Origin of the sequence: uncultured Aquimarina sp., from assembly GCF_947495315.1 — a bacterium.
Classification (GTDB): Bacteria; Bacteroidota; Bacteroidia; order Flavobacteriales; family Flavobacteriaceae; genus Aquimarina.
Map to the genome: position 1 here is coordinate 1 of NZ_CANLYD010000020.1, position 14,152 is coordinate 14,152.

At 31.9% G+C, this 14,152-nt stretch carries 8 protein-coding genes; 3 read left to right on the top strand and 5 right to left on the bottom strand.

From position 1 onward, the window contains the following. Window positions 1-506: 506 nt before the first annotated feature. Window positions 507-1,211: a DUF4294 domain-containing protein gene (locus Q0910_RS25170; RefSeq protein ID WP_299222838.1), complete on the bottom strand. Its 705-nt coding sequence runs from the start codon at window positions 1,209-1,211 to the stop codon at window positions 507-509. A 107-nt stretch (window positions 1,212-1,318) separates the two neighbouring features. Here Q0910_RS25170 and Q0910_RS25175 point away from each other — a divergent pair, with 107 nt between their 5' ends. The 3 genes from Q0910_RS25175 (at window position 1,319) to Q0910_RS25185 (ending at window position 6,845) form a co-directional block, all read left to right on the top strand. After that, on the top strand, window positions 1,319-2,467 hold the full coding sequence (locus Q0910_RS25175; protein ID WP_299222840.1) for a M42 family metallopeptidase: 1,149 nt from the start codon (window positions 1,319-1,321) through the stop codon (window positions 2,465-2,467). Window positions 2,468-2,675: 208 nt separating this feature from the next. Then, window positions 2,676-4,598: a transglutaminase domain-containing protein gene (locus Q0910_RS25180; RefSeq protein WP_299222842.1), complete on the top strand. Its 1,923-nt coding sequence runs from the start codon at window positions 2,676-2,678 to the stop codon at window positions 4,596-4,598. 57 nt (window positions 4,599-4,655) lie between these two features. After that, a complete protein-coding gene (locus Q0910_RS25185; protein ID WP_299222844.1) occupies window positions 4,656-6,845 on the top strand; it encodes a DUF3857 domain-containing protein in 2,190 nt (729 codons plus the stop codon). 67 nt (window positions 6,846-6,912) lie between these two features. Here Q0910_RS25185 and acs read toward each other — a convergent pair whose 3' ends face one another. From acs to Q0910_RS25205, 4 genes are all read right to left on the bottom strand, one after another. Next, window positions 6,913-8,820, bottom strand: coding sequence for an acetate--CoA ligase (gene acs / locus Q0910_RS25190; protein WP_299222846.1), 1,908 nt, complete (start codon window positions 8,818-8,820; stop codon window positions 6,913-6,915). Between the two features lie 143 nt (window positions 8,821-8,963). Continuing rightward, window positions 8,964-9,329 carry a response regulator gene (locus tag Q0910_RS25195; RefSeq protein ID WP_299222848.1) on the bottom strand — a complete coding sequence of 122 codons (366 nt, stop codon included), beginning with the start codon at window positions 9,327-9,329 and terminating at the stop codon, window positions 8,964-8,966. Between the two features lie 68 nt (window positions 9,330-9,397). Continuing rightward, a complete protein-coding gene (locus tag Q0910_RS25200; protein ID WP_299222850.1) occupies window positions 9,398-12,103 on the bottom strand; it encodes a sensor histidine kinase in 2,706 nt (901 codons plus the stop codon). 249 nt (window positions 12,104-12,352) lie between these two features. Further along, window positions 12,353-14,143 (bottom strand): sodium:solute symporter family protein, encoded by a 1,791-nt coding sequence (locus Q0910_RS25205; RefSeq protein WP_299222851.1) that lies wholly within the window; start codon window positions 14,141-14,143, stop codon window positions 12,353-12,355. Between the last annotated feature and the right edge of the window lie 9 nt (window positions 14,144-14,152).

Consider the following 14,152-nt stretch of genomic DNA (forward strand, 5'->3'; position numbering starts at 1 on the left):
AAGCGGGTGCAAATATACAACCCCTTTTTAAACTACCAAAACTTTTTGAAAATAATTTAAAATAATTTTTCAAGCCTCGAACAATAACTAAACAGAATCCCTAAAAACTCTCTTAACTACCGTAAACAAACAAAATCCTAATCAATGAACTAAACAAAACAATATCCCGTTTTGCGGGTGCAAACATACAACCCTTTTTCATTACAACAACAAAAAATAATAAGTATTTTTAAAGAAAATTATAAACCTACTGATTTTTAAAAAGTTGGATAGCGAATATAATAAAATTAATCAAAATAAACGGTAATTTTTTTTAAGAAAATGTATCACAAACCTATAAAATCACTTCAAGTTATATTTTACAAATTGATTTTTGCAGTAGAGATAACAATCCATCGACAAACTTAGGACAAGCCTCATCCTTTTATCTCTTTTTAAAAATATAAACACGGTAAAAGATATAATAGATAGCCAACCCTTAATTTATGAAGATTAACACCTATATCTTAATTTTTTGTTGCTGTAGTCCTAATAGTGTCCGTCCACTTATTTCTTAGATTATAAAAACTAAAATCAAGAGCTGTTTTTTGTTCTTCTAGAATATTTGACTGAAAACTTCTTTGCAATATATCTTCGATCCAATAATCTTCTTCTATGTTAATAGGGTCATATTGTTCTTTCAAAGAAATACTAAAAAGTTTAGCGGTACTATTATACCAAAATGCTTTCCACCCACTCCTATACTCTTTTACTAAATCAAACATTGTTTGACCTGTTTGCCTGTGTATCAACTTTACTAAAATCTGACCTTCAGTGCGGGTCATCTTTTTTAATTCGGCTGTAAACTCCTCCTCCATATATTTTTGAAGTATTTTAATATATTTCTTACGAGCTTTTTTTGATTTGATGTTTTTTAATCTTTCGTTTAATTCTGTCAATCTATCCGATGCAAGTTTTGCATAGGGATATACTTTTCTTGTTTTACGTCTTAATATAAGATACTTCCTTCTTGCTAATCTATCTTTGAACTTAAGCTTACCTAATATTACAACTTCATCCAGATCTATAGCTTCATGTGGAATAGTATCTCCTTCTATAATATAATACTGTACGTATCCCGATGTATCTATTTTTGTCGAGTCAACTTCTTTCTGACAAATTCCAATACAAGGAAACAATAATATCAATATGTATAGCAAATGTTTCTGCATAGTAGGTAATGATCTTCTAAAATCGTTCCAAAATTAGTAATAAACACTTTGTAAACTGTAAAATCTTTGTGAATATTATTAACTTCGTACAAAACAAAAATATATAAATGGCTAAAAAAAGTATATTAAACAAAAAGTCTTTGACTTTTCTCGAGAAATATTTGAATAATGCTGCACCAACAGGTTACGAATGGGAAGGGCAAAAAATATGGATGGATTACCTAAAGCCATATGTAGATGAATTTATTACTGATACATACGGAACTGCCGTTGGCGTTATTAATCCTAAAGCTACATATAAGGTAGTTATAGAAGGTCACGCTGATGAAATTTCATGGTATGTAAACTATATTACGGACAATGGTCTTATATATGTAATTAGAAATGGAGGCAGTGATCATCAAATAGCGACTTCGAAACGTGTAAATATCCATACTAAAAAAGGAATTGTACAAGGCGTGTTTGGTTGGCCGGCAATACATACTCGTAAGGGCTCTAAAGAACAAGCTCCAACATTAGAAAATATTTGTATTGATGTAGGATGCAATACGAAAGATGAAGTTTTAAAACTTGGAGTCCACGTAGGATGTGTAATTACCTACCCTGATGAGTTTTTTATCCTTAACAAAGACAAGTTTGTTTGTCGTGCTTTGGATAATAGAATGGGTGGTTTTATGATCGCAGAAGTTGCTCGTTTATTAAAGGAAAACAAAGATAAGTTAGACTTTGGACTGTATATTACCAATTCTGTTCAGGAAGAAATAGGTCTTAGAGGTGCCGAAATGATTACGCACACTATCAAACCAGATGTGGCTATTGTTACTGATGTTTGTCACGATACGACGACACCTATGATAGAAAAGAAAACTCAAGGTGAAACAAAAATCGGTGACGGTCCTGTGATTTCTTATGCTCCTGCTGTTCAGAATAGATTAAGAGAATTGTTAATTGATACTGCAGAAAAGAAAAAAATACCATTCCAGCGAATGGCATCAAGTAGAATGACAGGTACAGATACTGATGCTTTTGCTTACAGTAATGGTGGGGTTGCCTCTGCTTTAATCTCTTTACCTCTTCGTTATATGCATACTACCGTAGAAATGGTTCACAGAGATGATGTAGAAAATGTGATCAATTTAATCTACGAAAGCTTACTTGCTATTAAATCCGGTGAAACTTTTAGTTATTTTGAAAAACCAAAACCAGCTACAAAGACGAAACCAAGACCAAAGAGTAAACCAAAACCTAAGAAATAAATAAAGTAACATCTATTTTTTGATAACTTAGACTGCATCTTATAAAAAAGATGCAGTTTTTTTATAAAAAAAGATACAAAAACTCTAATAAATTCATCTAAACAAAGATAGTAAAACTACCAAAGACAACTCTTTATCGATTTTTACATACTTTTTATCGGTCATTATTAATATATTTGCCTCTTTAATTTTGTACTAAAATATCCCTATGATATCAAAATACTATTTTTTATTACTTTTATTGTTTACCTCATTTATTGTTACTTCTCAAAAGAAATTTGAACCTACCGAAGAAGATATATCACTAGCTAAAGAACTAAGTAATTCATATCCTGATGAAGATATTGCTTTATTAAAACACTCCGAGATTATTGATTTTGATTATGACAAAAAAGCAGATAAGGTCATCGTTAAAAACAAGTTTGAACAAGAATTCATTAACTTAAAATCCAGAACAGAAATCCCTCTATTCATAGGATATGATGATCAATCCAAAATTCATGATGTTTACGTAAATCATAGAAATAGTCAATCTGCAGGTATACGATTTAAGGATGAATACTACAATCAGGAAGAATTATTCCATTCTGATGCCAGAATTAAATGGGCCGGTTTAAACTTTCCCTTATTAGGATATAAATACACTTTCGGATATAAAAAGAAATACAAGGATGTTAAATACTTTGTAAACACTTTTTTAGATAGTTATTTCCCAATCGTGCAAAAAACAATCACTGTAAATATTCCAAATTGGTTGGATGTAGAAATCAGAGAAATCAATATGGACAGTATTTCCGTAAAAAGAGAAAAAAAGCAAATTGAAAACAAAGGTATTACACAATATACCTATACTATAGAAAATGTAGAAGCCGTTATTAAGGAAGAAAACAGTATTGGGCCCACACATTACAGACCACACTTACTCTTTCTAGCTAAATCCCATACTAAAAATGATACTAAACAAGTACTACTTAACAATACCAAAGATCTTTACAAATGGTATCACTCCTTGGTGCTTCAATTAAACAATGATACTGAATCTCTAAAAGAAAAAACGCTATCCATCATTGAAAACCAGAGTACTGATGAAGAAAAAATAAAAGCGATATACTATTGGGTTCAGGATAATATAAGATATATAGCATTTGAGGATGGAATCGCAGGTTTTAAACCAGAAGAAGCTGCTAATGTCTATCGCAAAAAATATGGTGACTGTAAAGGAATGGCTAATCTTACCAAACAAATGATGAAAATAGCAGGGTTTGATGCTAGATTATCATGGATTGGTACAAGACGAATTGCTTATGATTACTCGCTACCTACAATTGCCGTGGACAATCATATGATTTGTACTGTGATTGTTAATGATGAAAAATATTTTTTAGACGCTACAGAGAAGTATAATCCTTTAGGAACTTATGCTGAAAGAATTCAGAAAAAACAGGTGTTGATAGAAAATGAGGAGAATTATATTTTGGATACAATTCCTTCAAATATATCTAAAAACAATATAGAGACAGTAGTATCTAGTTTAAAAATTGAAGAAGAAAAGCTTACAGGCACTATTAAAAGGAAATATGAAGGGGAAAGCAAAACAGATTTTTTATATAACATCAATAATTTAAAAAAAGATCGAAAAACTGAAGTATTAGAATACTATATTGGACGAGGAGATAAAAATTTGGTCTTGGATGACATTACTATTACCGATATAAGTAATCGAGACCAAGATCTACATTTATCTTATCATATTACTCAAAATAATGCAATCAGTAGTTTTGAAAATGAACTTTACATTGATATTGATTACTACAAAAGCTATCAACAATTAGATTTTGACAAAAGAAAAACTGCATTTGTTTTACCATATAAAACTTTAGAAAACACCTCTACTACTATCGAAATTCCTGAAGGTTATATTGTGAAAGAGTTGCCCGAAAATCTTTCAGTAGACAATAAAGATTTTGAAATATCATTTAACTATAAATCTGATAACAATAAAATTATTTATGAGAAGAATATAAACTTTAAGAATGCGATTATCAGCAAAACCGAGTTGAGTGCCTGGAAGGAGTTTCATAAAAAATTAAAAAAGCAATATCAACAACAAATAATTTTGACCAAAGAATAACAAGAAGATTATTAAATACATCTTTGCGTCATGTTCACTTACATTCAATTAACAACAATGAAAAAAACAAGTAATCTAATTACAATAATCATATTTATAATCTCTTTTATCCATAGCATAGCGGTATACGGTCAGCTTCCTAAAATCGATAGTTTGGAGGAATACATCTGGAGTGAAAATGATCAATATGCAGAACTGCCTACCATTCCAGATAAGTGGAAAGATGAATCTGCGATCATTATTTTAAGTGATTATGATTATTATTACTTTAAAGGCAATAAAGCTTTAAACACATTTCTAATAACCAGAAAAATTATCAAGTTAAATGATCAAGCTTCTGTAAATGCTTTTTCTGAATTTGATAAACTGGGCCAAAACAAAGAATTAATCGTTAAGATTATCAAGCCTGATGGATCAGTAAACGTAATTGATGTAGACAAGGAAAAAGTAGAATCTTCAGAATCAGACGGAACTATTCCTATTGCTGGTGGTTTTATTAGAAAGTTCGCAAAAAAAAGTAAGCTTGCAATCCCTGATTTGGAAATTGGAGATATTATTGATTTCTGTATTTATTATAAAGAGCGAGAACCTATTATTGGAGTATTAGAAGCCCCATCGATTAGAGATGTAATTAGTGGAGAATATCCTATCATGAATTATGAATTAGATATTCATTCTAAAAAAGATTTTTTTATCAGTATCAAAACAGAAAATGGAGCACCACAACCTATGGACATAAGTCCGGAAAAAGGTAAAAACAAACGGTATTCTTTTAAAATGAAGGATATTGAGAAAATAGATCCAATTATGTGGGAGTATACACTGTTAGATGCGCCATATGTAAAATTTCAAATCGCTTTAGAAAAAGATAAAAGAACAGAAGCATTTGTTGGTGAAGAAAAATTTAAGATCAAAGATAATGTCACTGATGAAGAAGTTTTAAATTATTATAAAGGTATCACTGTGTTTGATCATGGTTACAAAGGGTCAGACAAATATCTAAAAGATAAAGACTTTTCTAAAAAACAAAGAATTGAAGAAGCGTATTATTATATGAGACAATACTACCTTAATCAATTTATTGAAGCTGCCGTAGCTTACCAAAACGACTTGACCGTAGATAATCCGTTTCAATTTTACGCTTTCCCGAAATATATAACCAAAGAATTAAAATTTATAAATTATTATGCTTCCTTTTTGAGGGAGGAGAAAATCCCTTTCGAGATGATTGCAGCAATACCTCGAAGTCAAGGAAAAATAGATGATCTTCTATTTCCTGATGACATAACCTTGTTTTTAAAGATTAATCTAAACCCTGAAAAACCTCTTTATGTAAGTCAATTTGGGAATCATACAAACTTCAATTATATCCCATATTATCTAGAAGGGAATGAAGCTTACAGTTTAGAAACAGGAAAAGGACATCGATTAGAGACTATAAAAAAAGTAATGATACCGGTATCTGATTATAAACGTAATAATTCTAATCAACAATATGACATTACTTTCGTAGATGGTTTCGAGAAGATAAAAGTTTTCAGAAAGTCTGAGCTTAAAGGACACAATAAGGTAAGAGAAATTAATGATAGATTAAATTCTTTGAATTTCACAGAAGAAGATCATGCTAAATACAATACTAAAAGACTATATGATCGTTTAAAAAAGAAAAGAAACAAGAAGAAATACGAAAAAGAATTTCCTGCATTTAAGGAAAAAATAGTGTCAGTCCAAAAAGAATCATATCAGGAGAGTCTTGAAGAAGAATTAGATTTTAAAATTGAAGATTTTTCATTCGAAGTCCTTGAAACAGGTAGATATAATATAGGAGACGTACTTAGTTATAAAGAAGAATTCCTAGCTACAAATGATCTCTTAAAAAGAGCCGGCCCCAACTATCTTTTCGAAATAGGAAAATTTATTGGTGGGCAAATTGCCATTGAAGAAAAGGATAAAGGAAGAGAAGAAGATATTCGCATGACATATCCAAGATCTTTTAACAACACCATTAACTTAACTATTCCCGAGGGATACGAAATAGCGGGATTGGATAAGCTAGATGTTGAAATAAAAAATGAAACCGGAGGCTTCACTAGCAATCATACCTTAGAAGGAAACAAATTGACCATTAATACTTTTAAATACTATACGCATAATTATGAGCCAAATACAAACTGGTCCAAAATGCTAGAATTTTTAGAAGCAGCGTATCAATTTTCTCAACAAAAAATATTGATTAAAAAACAATAATTATTATTAGTGATTCGTACTAAACAAAAAGCCTCGCAATTGCGAGGCTTTTTGTTTAACTATATTTTCAGAAAGCATTGTCTATAATTTCCTGTACAACTTCAGGATTTAACAAAGTACTTGTGTCTCCTAAGTTAGAAGTATCCTTAGAAGCTATTTTTCTTAAAATACGTCTCATAATTTTACCGCTTCTTGTTTTTGGAAGCCCAGATACGAACTGAATTTTATCCAGTTTTGCAATCGGACCAATACGTTCTGTTATCTGTTGATTTACTTCACGACTTAAATTATCGCGATCTCTAGATTCTCCGACTTCTTTTAGAATAACGAATCCATACAGAGCATTTCCTTTTATATCATGAGGAAAACCAACAATGGCCGATTCTGCAACAGCAGGATGCTCGTTAATCGCATCTTCGATCGGAGCAGTTCCCAGATTATGACCCGAAACAATAATTACATCATCTACTCTACCCGTTATTCTGTAATATCCAACTTCATCTCTTAAAGCTCCGTCACCTGTAAAATATTTATTCTTAAAAGCTGAAAAATACGTATCTCTATATCTTTGGTGATTCCCCCAAATAGTTCGAGCCATGGAAGGCCACGGGAATTTAATACATAATCGTCCTTCTACCTGATTTCCTTCAATCTCATTACCATTCTCATCCATTAAAGCTGGTTGTACTCCAGGCATTGGCAAGGTAGCGTACGTTGGTTTAGTCGGTGTAGCAAAAGGAATTGGTGAAATCAAAATTCCTCCAGTTTCTGTTTGCCACCAGGTATCTACAATAGGACATTTCTTTTCTCCCACATGGTCATTGTACCAATGCCAGGCCTCTTCATTAATCGGTTCTCCTACAGTACCTAATACCTTAAGGCTTGATAAATCATATTCTGTTACATAATCAAGATTTTCTTTTGCCAATGCTCTGATTGCAGTTGGTGCCGTATAGAATTGTGTGATTTTATGTTTTTGCACTATATCCCAAAAACGACCAAAATCCGGATATGATGGCACTCCTTCGAACATTACCGTAGTTGCCCCATTGGCTAATGGACCATATACAATATAAGAATGACCGGTAATCCAACCAATATCTGCTGTACACCAATAGATATCATCTTCTCTATATTGAAAAACATTTTTAAAACTATATGCCGTATATACCATATACCCTGCTGTGGTATGCATCATACCTTTTGGTTTTCCTGTAGAACCAGAAGTATAGAGAATAAATAACGGATCTTCTGCATCCATAATTTCTGGTATACATTCTTTATCTGCATTATCTAATAAAGGTTGCAGCCATTCATCTCGTTTAGCCTTCATCTGTATGTCTGAATTAATTCGTTTTGCGACCAACACAGATTCAATCCCTGGACATTGCTCCAGCGCATCATCCACAATACCTTTTAGGTCTATCTCTTTAGATCCGCGATACGATCCATCAGAAGTAATCACCATTTTAGCTTCACAATCATTAATTCTTGTGGCTAATGCAGTAGCAGAGAATCCTGCAAAAATCACTGAATGTATTGCTCCAATTCTAGCGCAAGCTAATACCGAAATTGCCAGTTCTGGAATCATAGGGAGATAAATACATACTCGATCTCCTTTCTTTATTCCTTTGCTCTTAAGAACATTTGCAAATTTACATACTCTTTCGTGTAACTGCCTATAAGTAATATGTTCTGCAGGCTCTTCTGGATCGTTAGGCTCAAACAAAATTGCAGTTTTATCTCCTCGAACATACAAATGCCTATCTATACAATTTTCTGTAATATTCAATTTTGCCCCTTCAAACCATTTTACTTCTGGCTTCGAGAAATCCCAATCCAGAACCTTATCCCACTTCTTTCTCCATAAAAAATGTTCTTCGGCTATTTCGCTCCAGAAAAGTTCTGGATTCCTAATAGATTTTCTATAAACCTGAAAATACTCTTCAAGATGTTTTATGTGATAGTTACTCATTATAATTGGTTTTATATATTTTTTACTAAATGTTAAATTTCTTAATAACCACTTTACCTTTCAAAATTATTTAGGCAAACAACACTTTATTGTAGCTAAAAAGCTATTAATTACATATTATTAAAATTAAATATCATGACATCTTATTCAATTAAAGCTTTTATCTCTGCGATAATTTTTTTAACCGAAAACGGTTTTGTAAGATATTTATCCACTCCCATTTCTAACCCTTTTTCTATATCTGATGATTTATTTTTAGCAGTTAAAAAAACCACTTTAATGTCTTTTGTTTTTGGGTTCGCTCTTATATGTTTCAATGTTTGATACCCATCTACATTTGGCATCATAATATCCAAAAGAATAACACTTGGTATATGTGTTTCTAGTATATGGATCGCTTCACTTCCATCTCTTGCTATATATACTTCAAAATCTTGTTTTTTAAATGAGTATTCTAAGGACATTACTATATTTGGCTCATCATCAACTATTAGAATTTTTTTCTCCATCACTTATATTTTTTTTTATCTCTTGTAAGATAAAAACTTCTTTGATTTTTCATCCTAAAACTCATTAACTACTCTACTATTTCTATACTATTTGGTAATTCAATTATAAATCTTGCTCCTTTATCATAAGAATCATCAATGCGTATGAGCCCGTTATGACCTTCTATAATCTTTTTACAGATAGCTAAACCTAATCCACTTCCTATAGGTTTTTTAATATTTTGGTTATGAGATTGATAGAATTTCTCAAAAATATGTTTCTTATCATTTTCAGGGATACCTTTACCATTATCCTGCACAGAAATTCGTATAAAATCCTCCTTATTAGAAACAGCTACTTCAATTATCCCTTTATTCTTTTCTACAAACTTAATCCCATTAGACAATAGATTAGTTAACACCTGTAATATTCTGTCCTCATCGTATAAAGCGATTATTTGATTAGAAGATTTAGTGGATAAAATTGAAATACATTTTTGCTGTGCTATCGTATAAACTCCAGAAATTGACTTTTCTACAGTCTCAATTATATTATTATTTTTTTTATCAAAAACCTCTCTTCCCGATCCCAGTTTTTCCAAATCTAGTATATTATGTATCAATGTAGAAAGTCTTTCTGAATCCTTAAGTATAGTGTCTAAAAATTGAATTCTCAATTCATTAGATATATCATGATCATTATCTAGTAGCACCTCTGAAGCTGCTCTTATTGAAGTAATCGGTGTTTTTAATTCATGCGCTACCGTATCCAAAAATTCATCCTTTACTTTATCCTGTTGTTTCAATTCTTCGTTTGCCTTTTTTAAATCATCCGTAAGCTTAATAAGTTCTTCTGATCTTTGTCTTAAAAATTTGTTCGTAGAAATTGTTTTTTTACTTTCTTCCAGAATTTTCAAAACTTCTACCAATGTTACTGGTTGTTCTTTTACTACACTAGCGATTAGAATTCGGGACGAAGCTCCTCCAATACTTCCAGTAAGTAGCTTTTCAGAAAAATTTATTAATCTAGAGTCCGCTTTCTTAATATTAATGGGGAGATCATGTTTTGTGTAAAAAAGGTTTAATGCTCGTTCTGTTCTTTGAATACCTAAAAATTTGATTAATAAATTTTTTATATCAGAAACATAGGCTTCTCCTTTCCATACATATGCACTCTCTTGTAAAGATTCATAACTGTTATTTACAAACATTTCGGCATAATTACGTTCTCTATAGTTCCCCTTACTAGAAACAGATATAAACAAATAAATGATGGTATTCAAAAACATACTCCAAAAAAATGCGTGAGTTACCGGAGTCATGAAATCAATACCAAATAACTGATAAGGCCTTAACAATTCTATCCCGAAAGCTCCATTTGTTATGAAATCTGTATTGCCTAAAATAATATCTAAAACAAAAGGGAGAATTAAGGTGTATATTGTTATTAACGTACCTGTAATGATTCCTGATTTAGCTGCAATAGCAGAACCTCTATTCCAAAATAAACCAATAAAAAATGCCGGTGCCAGTTGTGCAATGATCACAAAAGATATTTGCCCAATCGAAAACAAAGACAACTGAACATTAAAATTAATATAAAACAAATAGGCTCCTACAATCAATGAAAAAATTGCAATTCTTCTAATATTTTTTATATAGTTTGCATTTCTCTCTGGATGACTTCTACTAAACTTATCCAAAAAACCATATGGAATAATTAAATTATTACTCAGCATGACTGATAGTGCTAATGTAGAAACGACAACCATAGAAATTACAGCAGAAAAACCACCTAAAAATACTAGCGTTGCCAGAAATATATTATCATACTGCAATGGTAATAACAATGTATAATAATCAGGGTTTAAACTTTTGTCAAGACTTAATTTTCCTCCCCATGCTACAAATATTACAAATACATTAAACAATAATAGATACAGAGGAAAGAGCCAAATTGCTTTTTTTAAATGCTTTTCTGATGTATTTTCCACAACTGCTACCTGAAACTGTCTTGGCAATAAAAAAATAGCAAAAAACGATAATGCAATCATAAAATACCAATTAATGCCCGCTTCTAAACCATCAAGTGTAGTAAGGGATTCTAAGTTTTCTAAAGAAGAAAATTTATCATAAATATCTGCAGTCCCGTCAAATAAAAAATAGGTAACATAGATACCTATTATCAAAAAGAAAACTAGCTTCAATACTGATTCTACCGCAACAGAAAAAACAATTCCTTGCCTTCTTCGTGTAGCATCTGTGACTCGAGTGCCAAAAAAAGCCGCAAATATAGCTAACAAAAGAGCTACATAAAAGGTAGTATCTTGAAAAATTGAAGTTGAAAAAGGAATAGTATCCTTAGAAATAATCGAAAATGTTTCAGAAATAGCTTTTAACTGTAATGAGATATAAGGTACAATAGCTAAAACACAAATTATAGTAACTAATGCTCCTAAAAATCTATTGTTACCATAGCGTAAAGATATAAAATCAGCTATGCTAGATACTTTTTGCTGTTTAGAGATCCGTATTATTTTTTTTAAAACTACGATCCACAATGGAAATGCTATTACTGGCCCTAAATACGTAGTTAAAAAACTAATTCCAGAAGTTGCAGCAATTCCGACACTACCGTAATAGGTCCAGGCTGAACAATAAACAGCAAGCGATAACGTATAAACATATGCATTGTTCACCCAAGCACTCTTTGCCTTTTTTTCTGCCCAAAAAGCTACTCCAAATAAAAATGCTAAATACGCTACGATTATGAATATTAAGATATAATTACTCATAATACTTCTTTAAAATAATACTAGAAATAAAGATTGCAATTGCCCAAATCAAAAAAATAAAAAAATACATTGTCGGGAACCCTGATATATGTCCAGAATGATTAAATACTAAAATCAATGGAATATTAAACAATAACAGCAGTGCTAATGACAGTATAATTAATTTTTGTTGATGACGTTTTTTCATATATAAACGATCTAATTTAAAACCTATGCGATCATAAAGGTCACATAGGTTTTTGATTATTTTTAATGACCAGTTGCTTCTCCAGCATTATTAGGTAATCTAATGTTTTCTACAATTTCCTGAACATCCTCAGGAGGTGCAACGGTAAATTTACATACCACCAAGGATACTATAAAATTAATAACCATAGCTACAGCACCAAATCCTTCTGGCGAAATACCAAACCACCATTCACTTGAAGGAGGAAGCGTTTCATCAAACCAACCTAGTTTATATTTAATCATATATAACAACATGCATAATATACCCACAACCATTCCTGCAACTGCTCCTTCTTTATTCATTCTTTTATAAAAAATACCCAAAACAATTGCTGGAAAAAATGATGCTGCTGCTAAACCAAAAGCTAACGCTACAACGGCTGCAACAAATCCAGGAGGGTTAATTCCAAAATATCCAGCTACACACACTGCAGCTACAGCAGAAAGACGAGCAGCAATAAGTTCTCCTTTTTCAGAAATATCTGGCTTAATCATTTTCTTGATTAAATCATGTGATACAGAAGAAGAGATTACCAATAATAAACCAGCTGCAGTAGATAAAGCTGCTGCCAATCCTCCTGCAGCAACTAATGCTATTACCCAATTAGGAAGATTTGCAATTTCTGGATTTGCCAATACCATAATATCTCTATCCACAAATAATTCATTTTTTGTAGCAGCGTTAACATTCGTGATCAATCTTTCACCATTTTCTCCGCGATTTTTACCATCAAAAATTGGTTTGTTTTTATTTCCTTCTACAGAATGACCACTTAAATATTGTACCTGACCGTCTCCATTTTTATCTGTCCAGCCAAGTAATCCAGTATCTTCCCAGTTTTTAAACCAAGCAGGAAGCTCTTCATACTTCTTATTTTGAACAGATTCTATTAAATTAGTTTTTGCAAAAACCGCAACTGCCGGAGCAGTGGTGTATAAAATTGCGATTAATAGCAGTGCATACCCTGCAGATTTACGAGCATCTTTTACTCGTTTCACAGTAAAAAACCGAACAATCACGTGTGGTAAACCTGCTGTTCCTAACATTAATGCCAATGTGATTGCAAAAACATCTAATGTTGATTTTGATCCATCAGTATATGCAGCAAAACCAAGTTCTGTGCTAAGCCCGTCTAATTTATCTAATAAATACACCCCTGATCCATCTGTAACTGTTCCTCCAAATCCTAACTGAGGAATTGGATTACCAGTCATTTGTATAGAAATGAAAATTGCTGGTACCATAAAGGCAAATATCAATACACAATATTGTGCAACTTGCGTATACGTTATTCCTTTCATACCTCCTAATACAGCATAAAAAAGCACAATGATCATCCCTATGATTACTCCTGTATTGATATCTACTTCTAAGAATCGTGAAAATACAATTCCTACACCTCTCATTTGTCCAGCTACATATGTAAAAGAAACTAATAATGCACAAAATACAGCTACCGATCTCGCAGTTTTAGAATAGTATCGATCACCTATAAAATCAGGTACCGTAAATTTACCGAATTTCCGAAGGTACGGCGCTAGTAATAATGCCAATAACACATAACCTCCTGTCCATCCCATCAAATAAACAGCTCCGTCATATCCTGCAAAAGCTATTATTCCTGCCATTGATATGAAAGAAGCAGCACTCATCCAATCCGCAGCCGTCGCCATACCATTTGCCAAAGGAGAAACTCCTCCTCCAGCTACGTAAAACTCTTTTGTCGAACTGGCTCTTGACCAGATAGCAATACCTATATATAAAGCAAACGTTACCCCCACTAGAATATACGTCCATAATTGAACACTCATAATTTTATT